Source organism: Mycobacterium kyorinense, from assembly GCF_002101735.1.
Taxonomy (GTDB): domain Bacteria; phylum Actinomycetota; class Actinomycetes; order Mycobacteriales; family Mycobacteriaceae; genus Mycobacterium; species Mycobacterium kyorinense.
Map to the genome: position 1 here is coordinate 1 of NZ_LQPE01000146.1, position 14210 is coordinate 14210.

The following is a 14210-nucleotide window of genomic DNA, read 5'->3' on the forward strand; positions in this document are numbered from 1 at the left end:
GCGATGAACCGCGAACCACCCAACGCCGCCTAACGGCCAAGGGAATCCACCGCTTTCCAAGCGGTGGAGGATGTCAACGTCGTTGTCCTCGATCACTGCTACCGGTGAACAAACCGTCCGGTTGTGGTTGGCAGTCGGGAACGGCCGGCGCCGGCGGAGCATCCGCAAAACCCCGCCCGCGCGAGGCCCGAAGCAGCGAGGCCAAAAACCCAAACCCCAGAAGGGGACGCCGCTTGAGTGTCACTCAAACACACTCGGCGGCAACGGTGACGCCTGGCTGCGGACCCCAACCCCCGGCGAAGGTGTATCGGGACCTGCGCGGTGTCAATGGCCAAGTAGAAGTCCCCGCTGGTGGCCAGCAGAAGTCCCCACTCCGTTGCGGGTGGTTGGCTAATTCTTGGTGGCTCCCTTCTTGTGGTCGGCGTGGCGCATCCGGTAGGACTCGCCGGAGGTGACGACGATGCTGGCGTGGTGCAGCAGCCGATCGAGGATGCTGGCGGCGGTGGTGTGCTCGGGCAGGAATCGCCCCCATTGTTCGAAGGGCCAGTGCGAGGCGATGGCCAGGGAGCGGCGCTCGTAGCCGGCAGCCACGAGCCGGAACAACAGTTGAGTCCCGGTGTCGTCGAGCGGGGCGAAGCCGATCTCGTCCAAGATGACCAGATCCGCGCGGAGCAGGGTGTCGATGATCTTGCCGACGGTGTTGTCGGCCAGGCCGCGGTAGAGGACCTCGATCAGGTCGGCGGCGGTGAAGTAGCGGACTTTGAATCCGGCGTGGACGGCGGCGTGCCCGCAGCCGATGAGCAGGTGACTTTTGCCCGTACCAGGTGGGCCAATGACCGCCAGGTTCTGTTGTGCCCGAATCCATTCCAGGCTCGACAGGTAGTCGAACGTGGCTGCGGTGATCGACGATCCGGTGACGTCGAACCCGTCGAGGGTCTTGGTGACCGGGAAGGCTGCGGCCTTGAGGCGGTTGGCGGTGTTGGAGGCATCGCGGGCAGCGATCTCGGCCTCAACCAACGTCCGCAGGATCTCCTCCGGTGTCCAGCGTTGCGTCTTGGCGACTTGCAACACCTCGGCGGCGTTGCGGCGCACCGTGGCCAGCTTCAACCGCCGCAGCGCCGCGTCAAGGTCAGCAGCCAGCGGTGCCGCCGAGGACGGTGCCACCGGCTTGGCAGCGGTGGTCATGAGGCCGTCCCGTCGGTGGTGTTGATCTTGTAGGCCTCCAGGGAGCGGGTCTCGACGGTAGGCAGATCGAGCACAAGCGCGTCGCCGGCGGGGCGGGGTTGTGGGGTGCCGGCGCCGGCGGCCAGGATCGAGCGCACGTCGGCAGCGCGGAACCGGCGAAACGCCACCGCCCGGCGCAGCGCGTCAATCAAAGCCTGTTCGCCGTGGGCGGCGCCAAGGCCGAGCAGAATGTCGAGTTCGGATTTCAGTCGGGTGTTGCCGATCGCGGCAGCACCGACGAGGAACTGCTGCGCTTCGGTTCCCAATCCGCAGAATCGTTTCTCTGCTTGGGTTTTCGGGCGTGGACCACGCGAGGGTGCGGGTCTGGGTCCGTCGTAGTGTTCATCGAGGATGGACACCTCACCTGGGCTGACGAGCTCGTGCTCGGCCACGATCACACCGGTCGCAGGTTCCAACAGGATCAGGGCGCCATGATCGACCACCACCGCCACGGTGGCACCGACGAGCCGCTGAGGCACCGAGTAACGAGCTGAGCCGTAACGGATGCACGAGAGGCCGTCGACCTTACGGCGCACCGACCCGGAGCCGATCGTCGGCCGCAGCGAGGGCAGCTCCCTCAAGACGGTGCGCTCGTCAACCAAGCGATCGTTGGGCACGGCGCAGATCTCCGAGTGGACCGTGGCATTGACCTCGGCGCACCATAGTTGCGCCTGGGCGTTGAGGGCACGTAGGTCGACCTGCTCACCGGCTAACGCAGCTTCGGTCAGCAGCGGTACCGCAAGGTCGTCCTGAGCGTAGCCACAGAGGTTCTCCACGATGCCCTTCGATTGCGGATCCGCACCGTGGCAGAAGTCCGCAACGAAGCCATAGTGGGACGCGAATCGCACATAATCCGGTGTTGGAACAACAACATTGGCGACGACACCACCTTTGAGGCAGCCCATCCGGTCGGCCAGGATTTTGGCCGGAACCCCACCGATCGCCTCGAGGGCTTCGGCGATCATCGCCAGCGTGGTCGAGGCTTTCTCGTCGGCGGCGAACCGCACAAACCGCCACCGCGAATAGGCCAGCACCGCGCAGAACACCATCAACCCCGGTGCAGCTTCGGCCCAGTCCATCACCAGATAATCACCGGGTGACCAGACCGCCGGACGGCGTTGATGCCGGTTAGCGTTGCGCCACAATACTTTCTGCTCGGCTACCAGGCGACGGAAGTTACGGGCCGAGCCCTGATACCCGGCAGCTCGGGCGATCGGCAGCATCCGCTTCGCCGACATCTTGCCGTGTGATTTCTCGACTCGGGTGGCGACTAGATCGGTGAACGCGTCGAGGTTGCGTGGCCGTGGTTCCCTCGGGGGCGCGCCGCCGGCCTCGGCCCGCTCGATGACCCGCTTGACCGTCTTGTGGGTAGTACCGCACAGCTCGGCCGCGCCGCGATACGACCCGACCTGGTGATACGCCGAAATGATGTTCATACGCTCCCTTGCAGACTTCAATAGAGCTCCCTGGGCGGTGATCAGGTGACAGTTGGCGCTATCACCGTCACCGCCCAGGCCCTCAGCTCCCGGAAATGACACGACGAGCCCGCAAAGGAGTGGGGACTTCTACCTGGCCACCAGTGGGGACTTTCTAATGGCCACAGATGGGGACTTTCCCATGGCCATGGACACGCGGTCTGACCGATGAACCGGGTGTCGGCTGGCCCATGGACGTCCGGGCGTCCCGGGCACGGTTGGGCCGGGCCGCCGGGCGCCGAGGCGGAAGCGTCCTAGCTGTCCCTGTGGGACATGCGACGGCGCGATCATCGGGCGGTTTGGGTGTCCCTGTTACGAAAAGGGGGACAAGTTGCCGCCGTCGCTGATCGTCCCGAACGCGCCGGCCGTCCCGGGACACCTGGGCTCCGGCGACACCACAGCGTCCCCCCGCGAAGCCCCGGCAGCGTGGCTGGTCGGCGCCTGCTACCTGCGCGCAGCGGTACGGACGGCAGTGTCGCCGCCGAGCCGACGAGATTTTCCGACCGGGCCGAGGCCCTCCGAATTCCTCGGCTCCAGCACGGGGAGACGTCAACAACCTTCGGCCGCTTTCCGTCGGCCTCATGGCTCGATGCCCTGTTCGACGGGCATTCTTGGCAAATCAGAGGCCGCGTTGTGCGGGGACAATCACGCTACCGCGGGACCGGAATTGGTCTCCTGACCACCTGAAGTGACAGCACCGTCCAGACAGACACTGCCCGCGACACCCTGAGTGTCACCGACACTGAGCACCGCATGTGCGGATGAGACGGCGACCGGGCGACGTTTGGCGGGATGGCAAGTACCTGTTTGCCGGTGCATAAATCGGGACGAACGTATCGCAGGAATGTTGCTCCTCAGGGAGGGCTCGAGCTGCTGGCAGCGGAAAGGGACGGTGAGTAATGCTCGGCAAAGGTTGGACGCTCTGAACGGGCAGCGTGCACGCCAGCTCGCGACCTAGTGCTGAGGTCACCAGGTCCCTTCGTGAGATCTTTTGCGGTGCCGAGTACCGCTCGGAGCGCCAGCGCAGCCAGTCCCGGTCGCGTCGACGCCTCGCAATCGGCGCCCTGGGCGTGGGCTATTGAAGGATCTGCCGAGTGCGTCGCGGACTCCGGCTGGGCCGGTTTCGCGAGCGGGTGGCCGGACTGGCTGATCTCTGAACGGGCGGTGCGGGTGGGTTTGTGGGCGCATGCGGGCCGTTCTGGAGTCGGTGTAGCGCCTGTACAACAGACGCGATGGTTAACATCAGAATGGTCCCCCGGCACCGACGAGACCCGCTCAGAGCGCCGACCGACGCGTCTGAAACAAACACACAGCAATCTGCTGGTCAAGCGTCTCAATCTGTGATCTGGCCGCGCCGTTCATGGCCCATAAATAGCCCCGCATCCGCCCACAACCCGACCCGTAAGCCCCCCGGGGCTGGCCCGCATACCCCCCCATAGGCCCCCGCAAACCGACCAGCATGCGGCCCTGACGCTGCCCCGTCTCCGACCAGTGATCCAGCTGGCCATCTCGGGGTGTCTGTCGCACCGCACCTTTCCCGGGGGTGACCCAACGTGAATCGACTGTCGGAGCACATCGAATCCCGACCATCGAACCCGCGGCCGATCACCACGCGCACTCAACACATGAGCCGCACACACCTTTCATCGCGCAGTAGCCGACAACCATTCCGGAGACAAGGTCGAGAAACGTTGCCGGAGGCTCGCGTGACCAACGGCGAAGCCATGCCCGCAGCGGACACGTCGCACCACTTGGCATGATGCAGCACATAAGGTCAGCAAAAGAGCACGATTCCTGATGGCGGCCGTCACCCAGGCTGTATTGCGCGCAAATTGCGGTGTAGCGCTAGCCGCTGACCACACTCCGAGCAGCGCAGAAATCAGATAGCCGAACCTGATCCGCCGGCGCGCGAAACCCCTCGCCTGAGACTCGCCGCCTTGCCCGGCCAGGTATCGCGAAACGGTTTGGCAGTGCGGGGGAATGCGTGTGCTCAGTCGCGCCGAACGCGTGTTGCGGCACCGCGGTAGCCCTGCAACTGGCTGCACTCCTCGCGCAAGACAACACGCATTGCGATGCTCATGTCCCTCGGTGAGCAAACGCATCTGGACTGCATCGGCTCATCGCGCCAGTACCGAAAGTCCGCTGGTGAGCAGTCGGCCGCGGCTACCGGCATCAGGCGCGAACCGACACCGGTTGGGGGCGCCGCCGGGAGTTCAGGCCGCGTCCGGGAGGCCCTCAGCGAGCGTGGAGATGTTGCGCTGAATTCGTCGAGCGCGCAGCAGCCCGAGGGGCAGCACCACCGCCGATATCAATGCCAGCGCCACAAAGTAGAGGCGCGCGTGCACGCTGGATTCGACGACCACACCCGCGACGCATAACAGACCAAGGAACACCAAGACCATCCAGGTCTGTCGTTCTTGGCGCTTCAGTTGGTCAGCGGATTTGCCGCCCAGGTATGCCGAGCCCAGCCGGATCGCAACGGATCGCAGCTCTGGATCGCTTGGCACATCGCCACGAACGACAGCGGCGATGGCCTGGCCGCGGCCGGTTTTGTCAACACTTGCCAAGGCCTCGACGAGCGCCCGGTGTGCGGGCTCACGGCTGTAGGTGATCCACGCAGCCAAGGCAACACCAACGAACACGGCAAAGACAACGCTGTGCAAGACGCTGGGGCTCGGAGAGCTTGAAAGGCTGATGCCGGCACCCCAGAACACTGCGAGGATGGGCGCCGAAATGAGCAACCGCACCCAGAAAGGCTGCAGCGTGAACCGAATCATCACAAGGCACCAGTATGCCGTGGTGTGCTGTGGTGGCGATGCCGGTCGTCCGCCTGGCGCCGCCCTATCCTGAGCCCGTGCGATCGTTGGGCAGGTCTGATGCGACGGCGCCGCTGTGGCGTGCGGCGCAAGTGTTTCGCTTGCTGAGTTGCCTTTACGCGTTGGGGTTTCAGATCGCAGTCAACTCTGAGCTGCGCCGGCCCGGGCTGACGTGGCTGCTGTTCGCGGTGTTGGTCTGCTGGAGTGTGGCCTGCGCAATCGCCTATCTGCGGGGGTTCGGTCGGCGACCGTTGTGGGTGATCGCCGAAGTCGTGATCGTCGTCGCGTTGATGTGGTCCAACAAGATTGTCACCACCTCTCAGTGGGCCGCCGACAACCAGACCTGGCCCACTACATTGTGGGCCACCAACCCAACGATCTCGGCGGCGCTGCAATTTGGTCCCGCTGGTGGGATGGCGACCGGGTTGACAGTGATGGCCACAAATTTCGCCATCAAGAACTACTTCAGTCTCAACATGAGCCACAACGCCACCCTCATCATCGAGATAGCGCTGGGCTTGGCCATCGGCATGGCCGCAACGACTGCTCGGCGCGCCCACGAAGAACTACAGGAAGCGAGCCGGCTGTCCGCCACGGTGGCCGAACGCGAACGCCTTTCGCGCCACGTCCACGACGGCGTTATCCAGGTGCTGGCGTTGGTGGCCAAGCGCGGTCACGAAATCGGTGGCGCCGCATCCGATCTGGCAGACCTGGCCGGCGAACAAGAACGGGCGCTGCGCCGCCTGGTGAGCTCCGTAGACTTCACCACGCCCGGCGATGCGTCGACTACCGACATGCGTACGCTGCTGACCCGCAGGCACGACGACCGGGTGTCGATCAGCCTGCCGGCGACCCCGGTGACCCTGGACCGGCACGTCGCCGACGAGCTCGACGCGGCGGTCGGCAATGCATTGGACAACGTCCGCTCGCATGCGGGACCGCACGCTCGAGCATTCGTGCTTTTGGAAGACCTGGGAGATGCCGTGACGATCAGTGTCCGCGACGACGGCGTTGGTATCGCCGACGGCCGCCTTGAGGAGGCAGCCCAACAAGGGCACGTCGGGATCTCAAAGTCCATTGTCGGACGCCTCGCGGCGCTGGGCGGTAGCGCACAACTACACACCGACGTCGGTGACGGCACCGAATGGGAACTCACCGTTCCCCGGCGCGGGGACTCGCATGGCTGACCAGCCGGCACTGACCGTGATGGTCGTCGACGACCATCCGATCTGGTGCGACGCCGTTGCCCGCGACCTCGCCGACGATGGGTTCACCGTCGTCGCCACCGCCGACGGCGTGAGCGCGGCGCGACGGCGCGCCGCGGTGGTCAAGCCCGAGGTGGTGCTGATGGACATGAGGCTCGCAGACGGCGATGGCGCGCAGGCAACGACGGAGGTGCTCGAGGTATCGCCGAACTCACGGATTCTGGTGCTGTCGGCCTCCGATGAACACGACGATGTGCTGCAGGCCGTCAAGGCGGGCGCGACCGGATACCTGGTCAAAAGCGCGTCGAAATCCGAACTGGCTGAGGCGGTGCGTGCTACCGCTGCGGGGCGCGCCGTGTTCACTCCCGGTCTGGCTGGGCTCGTGTTGGGGGAGTACCGGCGCATAGCCCGGAGCCCGGAGGCGGGGCCCGCCACGCCCAGCCTCACTGAGCGGGAAACCGAGGTGCTGCGTTACGTTGCGAAAGGGTTGTCTTCCAAGCAGATCGCCGCGAAGTTGTCGTTGAGTCACCGCACCGTCGAAAACCACGTGCAGGCGACGTTCCGTAAGCTTCAGATCGCTAACCGGGTGGAGTTGACCCGCTACGCCATCGAGCACGGCCTCGACGAGGAACCCCGGAATTAAGTAGTCCTACTCATCCATTTTGGTGTGCCGCCCGCCATCGTGGCAGGCATGACTGAAGCGCACAGTGCTGTCATCAGCCGGCTTTCCGAAGAGAATTTGACGTGCTGGCTCGCCAGGTGTCTCGAATCTCGGGCGATCTGACTGAGCTGGACCGCCTGATCACAACCGCGGCAGCACAGGGAACAGGCGCTGCCGCGCCGCCGGCCCCGGTCCCGGCGGCAGTACCCCCGGCGTGGCCGGCGCCGGCGCCGGCATGGCAGTGGTCGACTCCCTTCCCGGCTGGCGCATCTGTGGCGCCGCCGCCCCCCCGCCGCCTCGCCGAACACCGGCGCCGGCGGCGGCGGCGCCGACGGTTGCCGCCTCGGCGGGAGACTCCGGCTGGATCGGCAAGCTGCTCGCTGTCGCGGGGGTGGCGGTGACGCTGGTCGGAGTAGTGCTCCTGCTGGTACTGGCAGCAAAAGCCGGCCTGCTTAGGCCACAGATCCGGGTCGCCGGTGGCGGCGCCCTGTCACTCGCACTGCTTGCTGTGGCGAACCGACTCCAGAACCGGCCGGGCGGGCGCATCGGCGCAATCGCGCTGGCCGCCACCGGTATTGCCGCGGCGTACCTGGACGTCATCGCCGTCACCACCATCTACCGGTGGGTGTCGGCGCCTCTCGGGCTGATCATCGCCGCCATCGTGGGCGGCGCGGGCCTCACCTTGGCCCGGCGCTGGGATTCCGAACACCTCGCACTTCTGGTGCTGGTCCCCATGATCGTCCTGGCCCCTGTCATCACCGGCGGCGTCGACCTGCTGCTCATCGCCTTCATGCTTGCCCTCTCCGCGGCGTCGCTGCCGGTGCAACTCGGCAAAGATTGGATCGGGATGCACGCCGCCCGCATGGCTGCGGCGGCCCTGCCGCTGCTGGCGGCGCTGGTGAGCACCAGCGCGCACGACAACCCGTGGCTGCTCGGCGGCGCCTGCGGCGCGGCCGCGATCCTGGCCATCGTCAGCGGACTGGCACTGCTGCCCGCCACCACGAACCCGGCCGCCCTGGCCGTGCTGACAGCCGCCGGAACGCTACCCGTACTGGCTGCCGGGATCGCGGTCGATCATTGGCTGGCCGCAATCTTGGCCGGCACCCTCGCGGCAGGCGTCCTCGCGGTCGTGCTCCTCGGCGCCGAATTGCCCCGGATCGTCGTCCAAGTGTGGTCGGCGCTTTCTGCGGTGTCAGCGCTGATCGCCGTCAACGCCGCGTTCGCCGGCTACGTGGCGGGCCCGGTCCTGCTCGCGCTGGCGATCGTCGTCGCCGTCGCCGGCCGCCGTGACGTCGTCGCACGCTGGGCAGCAACAGGATTCGGCGCCGTCGGCGGCGCCTTGTTCCTAGGCTATGCGCCGCCCAGTGCACTTTTGACCGCGACGGTGATGCCGGCGCCGATCACGGTGGCCACGCTCGCGGCCAGCCCGCTCGTCATCGCAAGCGTGATCACCATTGCGCGGGCGTGGGCCGGCTTGCAGTCCCGCAACCCCGACATCGCGCGGATGCTGCGCGCAGGTGGGGGAGCAGTGGTCGTCTACGCCGTCACCACGTTCACGGTCACGGCAGGTGTCCTCGTCGGCGGCGCCGACGGCGGGTTCCTGGCTGGCCACATGGCCGCCACCATCTGCTGGATCACGATGGCGGCCGCGCTGTTCGTCTACGCCCAGCGGCAACCCAACGGTGAACGCCGCACGGTTGCGATCACCGGCGGGTTGGCGCTCACCGCTGCGGCCACCGCGAAGCTTTTCCTCTTCGACCTGAGCACCCTGGACGGCATCTTCCGGGTAGCCGCATTCATCGTCGTGGGCCTCGTCCTGCTGGGCATGGGCGCCGGCTACGCGCGCAACCTCGCCCAGCACGACCGCAACCGGCAGGCCTAACCCGCCGCCGGCCCCTAACCAAGTGGCAGCGCTGCCACGACACAACCGCGCCGTATCACGGCTTGGCCTGCAACCACTTTCACGTCACCGCATAGAAAGGCAACCGCCCGATGACAACTGTGATGGGCGTCCCCGACCCCACCGAGCTCGCCGCCCGCACCCCGGCCGATCGCGACCGCGCCATCGACGTCATCCGCATCACAGCCTTAGCCGGCGTGGTGTTCGGCCACACGGTGATGGCAACCAGCCTCATCCGCAACAACGTGCTGATCTGGGACAACCTGCTCACCACCTCGACTGTGTTCCAGGCCCTCACCTGGATTTTCCAGATCATGCCCCTGTTCTTCTTTGCTGGCACCGCGGCGTGCCTGACGTCCTGGCAACCCGGCACCAACTGGGGCGGATGGCTGATGAAACGCTGCACCAGGCTATTTCGGCCGGTGTTCTACTACCTCGGATTCTGGGCGTGCGCACTAGCCGTGCTGCATCGGCTGCTGCCCCAACACGTCTACGACCCAGTCGCCGGCGTCTCTATTCAGGCGCTGTGGTTCCTCGGCGCCTACGTGCTGGTGCTGGCCGCCATGCCACTGCTGTACCGGATCACCACCACCGCCCGGCTCGCAGCGGGTGTGGCACTGGTCTACGGGGCCATCGCGATCATCGACACGATGCGGGTCAACTGGCCCGCCGCCGCGCCGCTCGGATATCTCAACCTCGCGGTCTGGTTGATCCCGGCCATGTTCGGCGTCGCCTACCGCCGCCAGCTGCTAACCCGCAGCGCCGCCCTCGCCACGGCCGCAGCGCTGCTGGCGGTCAACATCGCGTTGATGCATTGGGGGCCCTATGAACTGAGCATGGTCGGCACCGGAGACCACCACCTGTCCAACACGAGCCCGCCGTCGCTGCTGCTGGCCGGTCACGCCATCATCTTGAGCACCCTAGCCATCTGCGCCGCGCCAGCAATCGGCAGGTGGGCGCAGCGACCCCGGGTGTGGTGGTGGACCGTAATCGGCAACTCCGGAGCGATGACCCTCTACCTGTGGCACATGCCCGTGCTGCTGTTCATGCACCTGCTCTTCGATTACAGCGGCAATCCGCGCTACCCCAGCCAACAGCACTTCGTCACCGTAAGCATCGCGCAAGTGCTGATCATGACCACCGTGATGGCAGTGCTGTTCGTGGCTCTCCGGCCCCTGGAGAACAACCCGCTACCCGGCTGGGACGACCCAATCACGCACACCGGGGGCCGGCGCAGCACGGCCGTCGGCGGGCTACTCATGCTCGCGGGCGTGGCGACACTTGCCGCCATCAAATGGGGTCTCAAAGATGACGGACTCATCTATGTGGCCGCGATGGTGGCCGCACTCGTGGCCGCCCGAGCCCTGGCCAGCCCAGAAAAACCTCGGACCCCGCACCTGGTCTAACACAACGAAACATGGCGGTGCGCGATGACCCAACTCAGCCGACGTACCTGTGGTGTTGACCGCATTTGAGTGCGCGGAAGCGTGTTTGAATCAGTGTTGTGAATCTGGCGGATTAGGCCGAATCAGTTGGGGTGAACCGACATACAGCTTAACGCTGGTTTCAGGAAGGAACCTCGCCGGTGACAGCAAGCAACCGAGCTGCTGCCGCGATGTCCGTGTTGGCCGTGTTGGCGACCGCGGCGGCCCTAGGGATCCCCACCGCATTTGCCCAACCGCCAACCTTTCCCGACCTATCCGAATTCACCGAGATCGCGCAGGACAGCCCTATATTCACGACCAACCGGATCGGTGGCTACGACGCCGTTTTCGCAACTCCCGACGGACTGCACTGCGCCGACGCCGCCGCCGACAGCCAATCATGTCAGACCACCAAAGCCGGTGAGATGCCAGGATTTCCATCCAATGCCCCACATCAGGACCTGTCACCGTGTGGCCCCGTGGCCGAATCGGTGAACAGCAGCGATTCCGGCTCGGAATTCGTCTACACACGCAACTGCGAAAGCACCGCAGCATCGCCAGTCCTGCAGCCCGGCCAAAAAGTCACTGTCGTCAAGACTGTCAGTTGCACCATAGGCGACTACCAAATCCCCAACTGCACCCCAGGCGTCCACGGCAAAGCCACCTGCGCAGTCGGCGCCAACCGGCTCACCGCCTGCACCAACGGCAAACACGGTTTCGTAATCCAGTCGTCCGGAAGCTGGACGTTCTGATCAGACGCCCCCAACGGCCCAGGAACCCAGAAAAATCGGCTAGGCAGCGGGATCCGCACGCCAATCCTCGCCGGGCGAGCCGGCACGCCGTAGCGGCTCGATAGTCCCGGCCGCCGAGGCCGCCGCACCCGTGTGGCCCCGAAGCAACCACCCAGCCACGCCGCCGTTATCGGCGGTCCTCACGTGCCGCCATCCGCCGCAAAGACCAAGGCGACACGCCCAACTGAAGATGCTCTACACGCCCACCGGGTGTGCACAATGACTTCGGCGCGTGCGCATCGACATCGGGGTAGAACACCATGCTGTTGGCTTTGGTGTGCGCGTCCGCGAGCTTGGCATCGCACCGGTTAGTGAGCGACTTGCGCGTTCTTGGCGTGAGGTCGACGCCGTGAGCTACGACGTGATGATCCGTCGTCCTGACACGGACGAGGTGGTGTGGGAAGCGAACATGACCAGCAACCTCGTGCCGATGTGGCGACGCGCCGGCGCCGACCTCGCCGAGTTCGCCGGCCGCACAACCGAGGACGTGCTGCCTAACCTCGACGCCGCGATCAGCGCCATGCGGGCCGAACCGGACACCTACCGTATCCTCAATCCGCCTAACGGGTGGGGAGACTTCGAATCATGCTTGGCGTTCCTGGAAGCGATCCGCGACGCGTGTAAGACGTTTGGCGGCAACGTCGTTGAAGTCTGCAGGTGAAACAAGCCTCGACTTCGACCAGTTGCAGCAGTCTCAGGCTAGGTTAGCGTCGGTGATACGACGGCGGATCAGGTCGAGATCGGCGGTGTGCTCGCTGGTTTGCGCCCATGACTGCCATCCGTTAATAGCGCTGTCGACGTCCTGAAACAGCACGTCTGGTCGGCTGATAGGGATTGTGTGGCCGTGGTCGGGCCGGCGGCGATCATCGACGACAGCGATCAACTGCCCGTAATCGGAGGAGTAGTCGTTACGGCGGAATCTGAGTTGGTAGGCGCGCCCGTCGATGTCGACGAAATCCAGCGCCATCCCGAAGTCGATCTCCATGGAACAATTCCCCTTGCTCTGCGGACTCAACCTAACAGCGGCCCGAGCCGGGTAGTGGTGGCGCCGCGCGGCCGTGGGGACTTCTCACAGTCGCCACCATCCAGCCCTACCCGCGGCGCGGGCCCCGGATCCGTGCTGGTACGGGAAGTTCCGTCGTAACCGCTGGGTCGCTGGTGTCGCAGCCATGCGGCGTCCGGCGGCGGCCATAAAGTTTCGAGTATGAAACCGACCAGGGAGCAGGCCGCGATCATCGACGCGGCTAGCGCCGAGAAAGACCTCGTTATCCAGGCCGGCGCCGGCACCGGAAAAACCAGCACACTGAAGATGGTCGCTCGCGCGCTCGGCGACCGCCGGGCGATCTACGTTGCCTACAACCGGGCGATCGCCGCCGAGGCCGCAGCCAGCTTTCCTGGCCATGTCATATGCAGGACCGCGCATTCACTGGCTATGCAGGCCGTAGGAAAGAAATATGCGCACCGGTTGAAAGGGCCGCGAGAGCTCCCTTCACGGCGCGCCGAAATCCTTGGAACCAGCTGGCTGGACTTCGGCCCAGCCGTGCAGATCCCGCCAACGCAAGTAGCGCGCATCGCCGTCGACACGGTAATGCGGTACTGCTACTCCGCCGACGATGAAATCCAAGTGAAGCACGTTCCTCAGCAGAACGGTGTCGTGGGTGCCGATCACGACGAACTGGCGCGGGCGGTGCTGCCGTACGCGCAGCGGGCGTGGGTCGACTTGTGTGACCTCAACGGGCGGTTGAAGGTTCAGCACGACCACTACCTGAAGATGTTCGCGTTGACGCAGCCGAAGCTGCCGACTGATGTGGTCATGCTTGACGAAGCACAAGATTCCAATCCAGTCGTCGCGGCGCTCGTTCAGAGTCAGGGCCATACGCAGCAGATTGTAGTCGGAGACAGCAATCAGTCTCTTTATGGATGGCGCGGCGCGGTAGATGCGCTGGCTGGGTGGCCGGCTGATGAGCAGCTGTACTTGTCTCAGTCGTGGCGGTTCGGCCCTGCTATCGCCGATGAGGCGAATCGGTGGCTGAGCCAGATCGACACCCCGTTGAGGCTGACTGGCAATCCGGCGATCGCATCGGAACTGGTGGACCTCGATGCACCGAAGGCGGTGCTGTGTCGGACGAACGCGGAGGCGATGAAGCGTGTCATGGACCTGCTCGCCGCGGACCAACGGGTTGCGTTGGCCGGCGGCGGCGCCGATATTCGTCGCCTCGCGCAGGCGGCAGCGGATCTGAAGAGTGGGCGGCGCACGAGCCACCCCGAGCTGTACGTGTTCGCGACATGGGGTGCGCTGCAGGAGTATGTGGAACACGATCAGGCGGGGCGTGACCTTAAGCCGTTTGTCGACCTGATCGACTCGCATGGTGCGGAAACAATCATCGATGCAATCGACGCACTCGTGGACGAAAAGCAGGCAACCACAACTGTTTCCACTGCACACCGGTCGAAGGGGCGAGAGTGGGAATCGGTGGAGATCGCCGCAGACTTCCCCGAGCCGACCGGCCGCGACGAAATCCCGAAGGCTGACGCGATGATCGGCTACGTGGCCATCACGCGCGCGCGCAAACAACTGGACCGCACCGGGCTGGCCTGGATCGACCACTACATGCGGCCTCGTGTTGCCCGTGCGAGCTAAGAGATGACCCGTAATCGTGGCCGGCGGTTCGACGATGATTCGAACGCTGCGCCTGTCGGGTCATACTGGTCGC

At 65.4% G+C, this 14210-nt stretch carries 10 protein-coding genes and 1 pseudogene; 7 read left to right on the plus strand and 4 right to left on the minus strand.

Annotated elements, in window-relative coordinates; translation table 11 throughout:
* Positions 1–390: 390 nt before the first annotated feature.
* The 3 genes and pseudogenes from istB to AWC14_RS19815 all read right to left on the minus strand — a co-directional run bounded on the left by istB (position 391) and on the right by AWC14_RS19815 (position 5479).
* The gene (gene istB, locus AWC14_RS19805) at positions 391–1185 is read right to left on the minus strand and encodes an IS21-like element IS1612/ISMav1 family helper ATPase IstB (protein ID WP_085241409.1); all 795 of its coding nucleotides are present in this window, start codon (positions 1183–1185) and stop codon (positions 391–393) included.
* Positions 1182–2681: pseudogene (gene istA, locus AWC14_RS19810) on the minus strand (IS21-like element ISMav1 family transposase). Before istA ends, istB begins: the two are co-directional and overlap by 4 nt.
* Positions 2682–4912: 2231 nt before the next feature.
* The gene (locus AWC14_RS19815) at positions 4913–5479 is read right to left on the minus strand and encodes a hypothetical protein (RefSeq protein WP_084024875.1); all 567 of its coding nucleotides are present in this window, start codon (positions 5477–5479) and stop codon (positions 4913–4915) included.
* 74 nt (positions 5480–5553) lie between these two features.
* On the opposite strand from AWC14_RS19815, the gene macS reads away from it, so the two are divergent.
* From macS to AWC14_RS19845, 6 genes are all read left to right on the plus strand, one after another.
* Positions 5554–6702, plus strand: coding sequence for a MacS family sensor histidine kinase (gene macS, locus AWC14_RS19820; protein ID WP_249026338.1), 1149 nt, complete (start codon positions 5554–5556; stop codon positions 6700–6702).
* Positions 6695–7363 (plus strand): response regulator, encoded by a 669-nt coding sequence (locus AWC14_RS19825; RefSeq protein ID WP_083071848.1) that lies wholly within the window; start codon positions 6695–6697, stop codon positions 7361–7363. Before macS ends, AWC14_RS19825 begins: the two co-directional genes overlap by 8 nt.
* Positions 7364–7595: 232 nt before the next feature.
* On the plus strand, positions 7596–9263 hold the full coding sequence (locus AWC14_RS19830) for a DUF2339 domain-containing protein (RefSeq protein ID WP_346223289.1): 1668 nt from the start codon (positions 7596–7598) through the stop codon (positions 9261–9263).
* Positions 9264–9385: 122 nt separating this feature from the next.
* Positions 9386–10687, plus strand: a complete 1302-nt coding sequence (locus AWC14_RS19835; protein WP_372512279.1) for an acyltransferase family protein — start codon at positions 9386–9388, stop codon at positions 10685–10687.
* 179 nt (positions 10688–10866) lie between these two features.
* Positions 10867–11457, plus strand: coding sequence for a hypothetical protein (locus tag AWC14_RS19840; protein WP_139807211.1), 591 nt, complete (start codon positions 10867–10869; stop codon positions 11455–11457).
* Positions 11458–11845: 388 nt separating this feature from the next.
* Positions 11846–12157 carry a hypothetical protein gene (locus AWC14_RS19845; RefSeq protein WP_083071645.1) on the plus strand — a complete coding sequence of 104 codons (312 nt, stop codon included), beginning with the start codon at positions 11846–11848 and terminating at the stop codon, positions 12155–12157.
* A gap of 33 nt (positions 12158–12190) precedes the next feature.
* On the opposite strand, the gene AWC14_RS19850 is transcribed toward AWC14_RS19845, so the two are convergent.
* Entirely contained in the window at positions 12191–12481 is a 291-nt protein-coding gene (locus AWC14_RS19850) for a hypothetical protein (protein WP_083071646.1), read from the minus strand.
* 219 nt (positions 12482–12700) lie between these two features.
* On the opposite strand from AWC14_RS19850, the gene AWC14_RS19855 reads away from it, so the two are divergent.
* A complete protein-coding gene (locus AWC14_RS19855) occupies positions 12701–14137 on the plus strand; it encodes a UvrD-helicase domain-containing protein (protein WP_084264208.1) in 1437 nt (478 codons plus the stop codon).
* Positions 14138–14210: the final 73 nt, after the last annotated feature.